Consider the following 5,888-nt stretch of genomic DNA (forward strand, 5'->3'; position numbering starts at 1 on the left):
TTTTTAAAAAAAATATTTTAAATCTTATTTAAAAAAACGACAATTATTTTAAATAATAACCCCCATTTTTAAATTCAACTAAAATAAAAAAAAACATACATAAAACATAATTTTTTTTTTAATTAAAAAATTGTTAAACCATTAAAAAATATATAAACCTCACGCTTTTTTTTTCAAGAGTTTAAAATCTTTATCCAATTTAAACAACCATCCAACAAATCAAAAAAAGTCCAAATATAAAATTATATTCTTCCTTAGATAAATAATAATTTTCATCTAACTTAATAATTAAAGCAGCTAATTGAAGAGATTTAATATTTAACTCTTCATTAAAAAATAAATTATTTTTTTTATAAAGTTCCGAAAAATTATAAAAATTTCTAATTAAAGACTCTTTATAAAAAGAACTTATATATAAATCATCTGAATTATATTTTTTCAAAATAAAAACCTTTTTTTATTATTTTTTTTTTTTTTTTTAAAAAAAAAACGTCTCCAACCCCAACGAGACGGTGGCGTATCTTGTTGAATATTATTGTTATTAACGATTTCTTTCTAAATTAACAATTTTAGTATTTAAAGAACTAATTTGTTTATTTAAATTAGTAATTTCATCTTTAAAATTATTAATTTGTTGTTCTAACCTATCTTTATTAATTTTGTTAGAATCTATTTTTTTCATTTAAATTATTCATTTGTTTTTTAAAATCTTCAATTTCAGTCAATAATTTTATTTTATCTTCTCTTAATTGTTGGTGTGTATCATCTAAATTAGCTATTTTATTCTCTAATTCATAAATATTATTATTCAAAGATTCCTCCATATTTTTATAAGTTTCAACACTAATAAATAAATCTTGGATTTGATTATTTAAATTAATAATAGAATCATTTAATTTTTGTTTATCAGTAATTAAAACCTCGTTGAGGTTTTTTAAATCTTGTTGAATCGTTAATTTATTTTTTTCTTCATTTAATTGGTTTTGAATTTCTAAAATATATTTTTCATTATTTAAAAGTTGTTGTTGTCGTGTATCGCTTAATTCTTTTAAAGAAGAATAAGAAATTTCATTTTCTTTTTCTTTTAAATTTTCATTTTCTTTTTCTTTTAAATTTTCATTTTCTTTTAAATTTTCATTTTCTTTTTCGGGTTCAGTAAAAGTTGGTTCATTATTAAATTTAAATAAATTAAAAAACGAAGGAGTATAAGAAATAAAACCGCAAAAATAAAAAAATAAATTGAAAATAAAAAAAACAAAAAGAAAATCAATAATTTTAAACTTCATTGAAATTCCTTTTATATAAATAAATTATTTTATAACAATAAAACCAAAAAACCATAAACCAGCAGCAGCAATTACACCAATACCAATATAGGTAAGTAGTTCTTTAAAAGACATTAAAAACCTCCTTTATGAAAATAAAATTAAAAAATTTTATTTTCTTAATTTTACTTCAATAGGCAAAGAAAAATTATCAATATTATTTTTATGAACAATACGAACTTTAGAATTATCAGATGTTAATTCTACTTTTAAAATATCACTTTCTAAAATTGTTAAATCTGGTTTAGCTTTTTTATAAGCAGAAAAAACTTTATTAATATGTGTTGCGTCTTCAATTGGTAAATTTAACTCAATTTGAGAATCACGAAAAGAATTCATTTTTTCTTTATTTAAAGCAATAATATTAAATTTAATTAAAACTAAAACAAAAACCAAAGCTATACCAAGAAAAAAAGCAAATTGTTTATTCCACTTATTGACGTTGTCATAAGCGTCTTTTGAATATTGAAAAGACATATTCAATACCTTTCTTTTAAAATTGTTTTATAAACATTTAAAATTTTAAATTTTTATAAAATTTTAAAAAAAAGATACTTTTTTAATCACTAAAAAGAAATTCCAAAAGTACCTTTAAAACTTTAATCAAGTAAACAAACAGGAACAAGCAAATACGAACACAAAATGGAAAATAATAAATATTTAGTAACAAAAATAAAAAAAGATAATAACAACATACAAATTAAAAAAACCGTATCAACATATGATGAATCGCCAACCCAATATAACGATTCTATGGATTACGGATTTATTGATAACAAATACTTATGCCGCAAAGATAAAACTGAATTTAATTCAAATAATAAAAAAGTAAAAGAAACAACTTATAGTAATTATAGACGTTTTTTAAAATTAAAACAAAAAATATTTAACCCTTTAACAGGACAAGTAATTGATGAGATTAATTTCGACTACAAAGGGGATCCTAAACCAAAAGAACAATAGACAAAAATTATTTGTTATAACGTTTTAATTATCATAAAAATATAAAATTACTTAAATAATCAAATTTATAAAATAAAAATAATTTCATAAATTTGATTTCAAAAAAAAGAAAAAATGAAATTCAACCATTTTTTTAATTTTTTAAGAAAATTTTTTGTATCATAATCATTTGTATTTAGGCCTTTTTGTATTTTTTTGAAATTTTTTAATTAAAAAAATCTTACTTTGGAAAGATTTTATTTGAAAAATTATTTTTTTATAAATAATTTATCTTTATTTTTTTTAAAAACAAGTCGGACAGTGGAGAAACATTAAACTTGTTTTTTTTTTTTTTTAAAAAAATTTCTTTATGAAATATATATAAAAAGTAGGAATAAATTGATTATTTTTAAAAATACTTCGATCTAAATAAAATAAAAAATTATTATTATTTAGTTATTTAAAAGCCTAAAAAAATTAATTTCAATTTTGTATTAATCTGTTTATTCCAAACGTTAATAAATATTTCTTTTTGAAGTTAACGATTCTTCATGTATTCGACAAGGTTTTTGTTTGACTTATGGAATTTTATACAAAAGTTTTTTGTTGTTGAAGGTAAATTATTTTTATTACCACTAAATATTCGTGACCAATCATACTTAAGATAATATTTTTAAGGTTTCGGTTTAGATATTAAAATATTTATATTTTTTTTCATGAAGATATATTGTTTTTTTGTTATTTTTTAATAAACTATATTTATTTTTATTTGATATAATTACCATTATTAAAAAATAAATATATTCAATTTAAAAACAATGACTTTTACAACTTTTATCATATATACAATAGTTTTATTTTTTTGTATTAAAATTTATCAAAAAATTCAAATCAAAAATATATCAAACGATTATATGTTAAAAATCAACGACTGGTTGCAACAAATTCATTTTTATCACTCAATATATTACGAATTAAAAAAAATTAAAAAAATATTTCAATGTAAATTTATTTTGATCCCTAATTTTAAATTAAAAAATTTATTAAAACATTTAGAAGATATTTCTAATATTTTAGATAATTTATAAAAAGAAAAACCAATAACAGATATTGAAAAAATGATGCTTTTGACCTATGACCAATTAGTTGATTTTTTGAAAACAAAATATGGAGAAGTTCCAGGAAATTATTTTTTAAATTTTTCTTTTACGGAAACTAATCATGACATCAAAAGATCAAATGAAGGTTTAGAAATACATCATATCATGGAATATAAAAAAAGAAGATTTATCTAACTCATGAATATGCTAAAAATTTTACTTTTGATTATCAAAAAGGTAAAAATTTAGTTTATTGTGATTTATTAGAACATTTCTTATTACATTTAAAAATTTGTGATTATTTTAAAAACCTTCTGCATCCTGATGTTGAAAAAAAGGTGCATTCATTATTTTTCAACGTTTACAAAAAATTTTTAAATCATAATAAAAAAATAACAATATGAAAAAATATCAACGTCAATTAAAGAAAAAAAAATATCGCTCTCGAAATGATTTTTGGAAATTAAGAAGATTTATTTTACAGTTTAAAAATTTATTTATAATTCTCATATTTATTACGAAAATTATTATAATTAATAAAATAAATTTTGGTTTATAAAAAAAGTTTAAATTTAAAATATTTCATCAAAAAAGAACCAAATTATTAAATAATATTAAACCTAAATCATATTTTTAATAGTTTATAGTTTTTGAACTAAAACGAAATCCTATAAGATTCATGTTAATTTTGGATTATTTTAAATCTAAATCATAATTTCTTTCTGGTCATAAAAAAAACATAATAAAAAGTTTATCAAAACTACTAATAAAGACATCTTTTTTTAAAAAATAAATAATTAGTTAAATTAATTTATGATATAATTTTATATGAGAATGTTCGTATTAAAATAATACAGTTCAAATTAATTATTTTTTATTATGTGATTATATATTACACAAAAAAAATTTATTTTGTTAATATATTTTAAAAATATTAATTTTATTAATTTTTTTAAAAAAAGAAAAATATTGAAATTTTGAATATATCTTTTTATAATCAAAAAAAATATATTTTTTATATTATTTGAAAATAGATCATATTTTATAAAAATATATGTTCTTTTAAACCAAACAAATATCAATATTTTTTTAAAAAAACAAATTATAATAAAAAAAAATGAAATTATTTTTAATATGTAAATTCTAATCTTTTAATAAAATTTTCATTTCAAATTTTATTAAAATTCAAAAATAAATAATAAATATTTAATCGTTTGCAGAAAATTTTAAATTTCTTAAAAGAAACCGATTATCTCAAAAAAAAATTAAAATAAAGAGAAGTAAAAATAATTCGATTTAAAGAATAAAAATTTGATTAATAATATGAAATTATGAAATTTTCTTTTTCTTTTTTCACAAAAATATTAACCAAATAATAACATTCGGTCGAATTATTTTTTTAATATTAAAAAAATAAAATTCTATTTAACTTTCAAAAATTTAAATTTTAATAATAAAAACATTAAACAAAAAATATAATAAAATGTATAAAAAATAATTTTTTTATTATATTTTTCATGATTTTAAAAAAATTATTTTGTAAATCAAAAAAAATAATTAAAATCATAATAATTTAATTTTTTATATATTAATTAGAAATTTATATAATAAATGTTTATAAACAAAACAAAAATAAAAATTTTTTTAAAAAGTTTTTTATTCTTATTAACATTATCAATATTTATTTTTTATATTTTTATATTTAACGTTCCAATTAAAAATAATATTTCAAAATATAAAATCATAAATAAAATGAGTGAAGTCGAAGAAGCTTTAGAACAAGTAACTTCTCCTGATAAATACGATCCATTAAAAGAAATCGAAGCAATTCGTGGAAACGACCAATATTTATTAACGAATCATTTTTTAGAAGCTTTAAAACAAAAGCATAATAAATTATATTTTAAAAGTAAATATATTTGTAAATTAGTAGGTTATTTAAAAGATAGTGGAAATAAAATGGAAGAACTCCAACACAATTTAGACCAAAATGGGGTTTTATTATTGAACGCCCAAAACCAATTAATTATACAAGTCAAAGAATTAACCAAATTCCAAACTGAATTAAATGAAGTCAAAAAAAAATTAAAAGATGCTGAAAAAAATTTAGAAAAAAAAGACGAAACATTAACCATTTTCGAAAATGCATTAGATAACGCAAAAACTCAATGGCAAACTGCTGAAGAAAATTTAGAAAAAAAAGAAGAAGAATTAAAAACTACTCAAAATAAATTTAACAAAATAAAAACAAAATTAGAAAAAATTGAAGAAAATTTAAATACAAAAAATAATGAATTAAACAATATTCAAAGTGAACTCAATGACATAAAACCTAAATTAACAACCACTCAAAATCAATTAAGTAAAACACAAACAAAATTAACAATTTCTGAAACCCAATTAAGAGAAACACAAACAAAATTAACAACTTCTGAAAATAATTTAAATAAAAAAGATGAAGAGATAAAAACAGTTCAAACTGAATTAAGTAAAACACAAACAAAATTAACAACTTCTGAAA

The 5,888-nt window shown here is 17.7% G+C and carries 8 protein-coding genes; 4 read left to right on the forward strand and 4 right to left on the reverse strand.

Features of this window, described 5'->3' with window-relative positions:
- Positions 1-199: 199 nt before the first annotated feature.
- From AB6A63_RS01585 to AB6A63_RS01600, 4 genes are all read right to left on the reverse strand, one after another.
- A complete protein-coding gene (locus AB6A63_RS01585; RefSeq protein ID WP_370430943.1) occupies positions 200-442 on the reverse strand; it encodes a hypothetical protein in 243 nt (80 codons plus the stop codon).
- A 99-nt stretch (positions 443-541) separates the two neighbouring features.
- Positions 542-682 carry a hypothetical protein gene (locus AB6A63_RS01590; protein ID WP_370430944.1) on the reverse strand — a complete coding sequence of 47 codons (141 nt, stop codon included), beginning with the start codon at positions 680-682 and terminating at the stop codon, positions 542-544.
- Positions 663-1,286 (reverse strand): hypothetical protein, encoded by a 624-nt coding sequence (locus tag AB6A63_RS01595; protein WP_370430945.1) that lies wholly within the window; start codon positions 1,284-1,286, stop codon positions 663-665. The genes AB6A63_RS01590 and AB6A63_RS01595 overlap by 20 nt, the downstream gene beginning before the upstream one ends.
- A gap of 150 nt (positions 1,287-1,436) precedes the next feature.
- Positions 1,437-1,802 (reverse strand): hypothetical protein, encoded by a 366-nt coding sequence (locus tag AB6A63_RS01600; protein ID WP_370430946.1) that lies wholly within the window; start codon positions 1,800-1,802, stop codon positions 1,437-1,439.
- Between the two features lie 165 nt (positions 1,803-1,967).
- On the opposite strand from AB6A63_RS01600, the gene AB6A63_RS01605 reads away from it, so the two are divergent.
- From AB6A63_RS01605 to AB6A63_RS01620, 4 genes are all read left to right on the forward strand, one after another.
- Positions 1,968-2,288, forward strand: a complete 321-nt coding sequence (locus AB6A63_RS01605) for a hypothetical protein (RefSeq protein WP_370430947.1) — start codon at positions 1,968-1,970, stop codon at positions 2,286-2,288.
- Positions 2,289-3,181: 893 nt separating this feature from the next.
- The gene (locus AB6A63_RS01610; protein ID WP_370430948.1) at positions 3,182-3,355 is read left to right on the forward strand and encodes a hypothetical protein; all 174 of its coding nucleotides are present in this window, start codon (positions 3,182-3,184) and stop codon (positions 3,353-3,355) included.
- A gap of 30 nt (positions 3,356-3,385) precedes the next feature.
- A complete protein-coding gene (locus AB6A63_RS01615; RefSeq protein ID WP_370430949.1) occupies positions 3,386-3,562 on the forward strand; it encodes a hypothetical protein in 177 nt (58 codons plus the stop codon).
- A gap of 1,557 nt (positions 3,563-5,119) precedes the next feature.
- On the forward strand, positions 5,120-5,888 hold a 769-nt coding region (locus tag AB6A63_RS01620; protein ID WP_370430950.1), incomplete at its 3' end, for a hypothetical protein.

It is taken from the genome of 'Camptotheca acuminata' phytoplasma (genome assembly GCF_041276565.1).
Classification (GTDB): Bacteria; Bacillota_I; Bacilli_A; order Acholeplasmatales; family Acholeplasmataceae; genus Phytoplasma.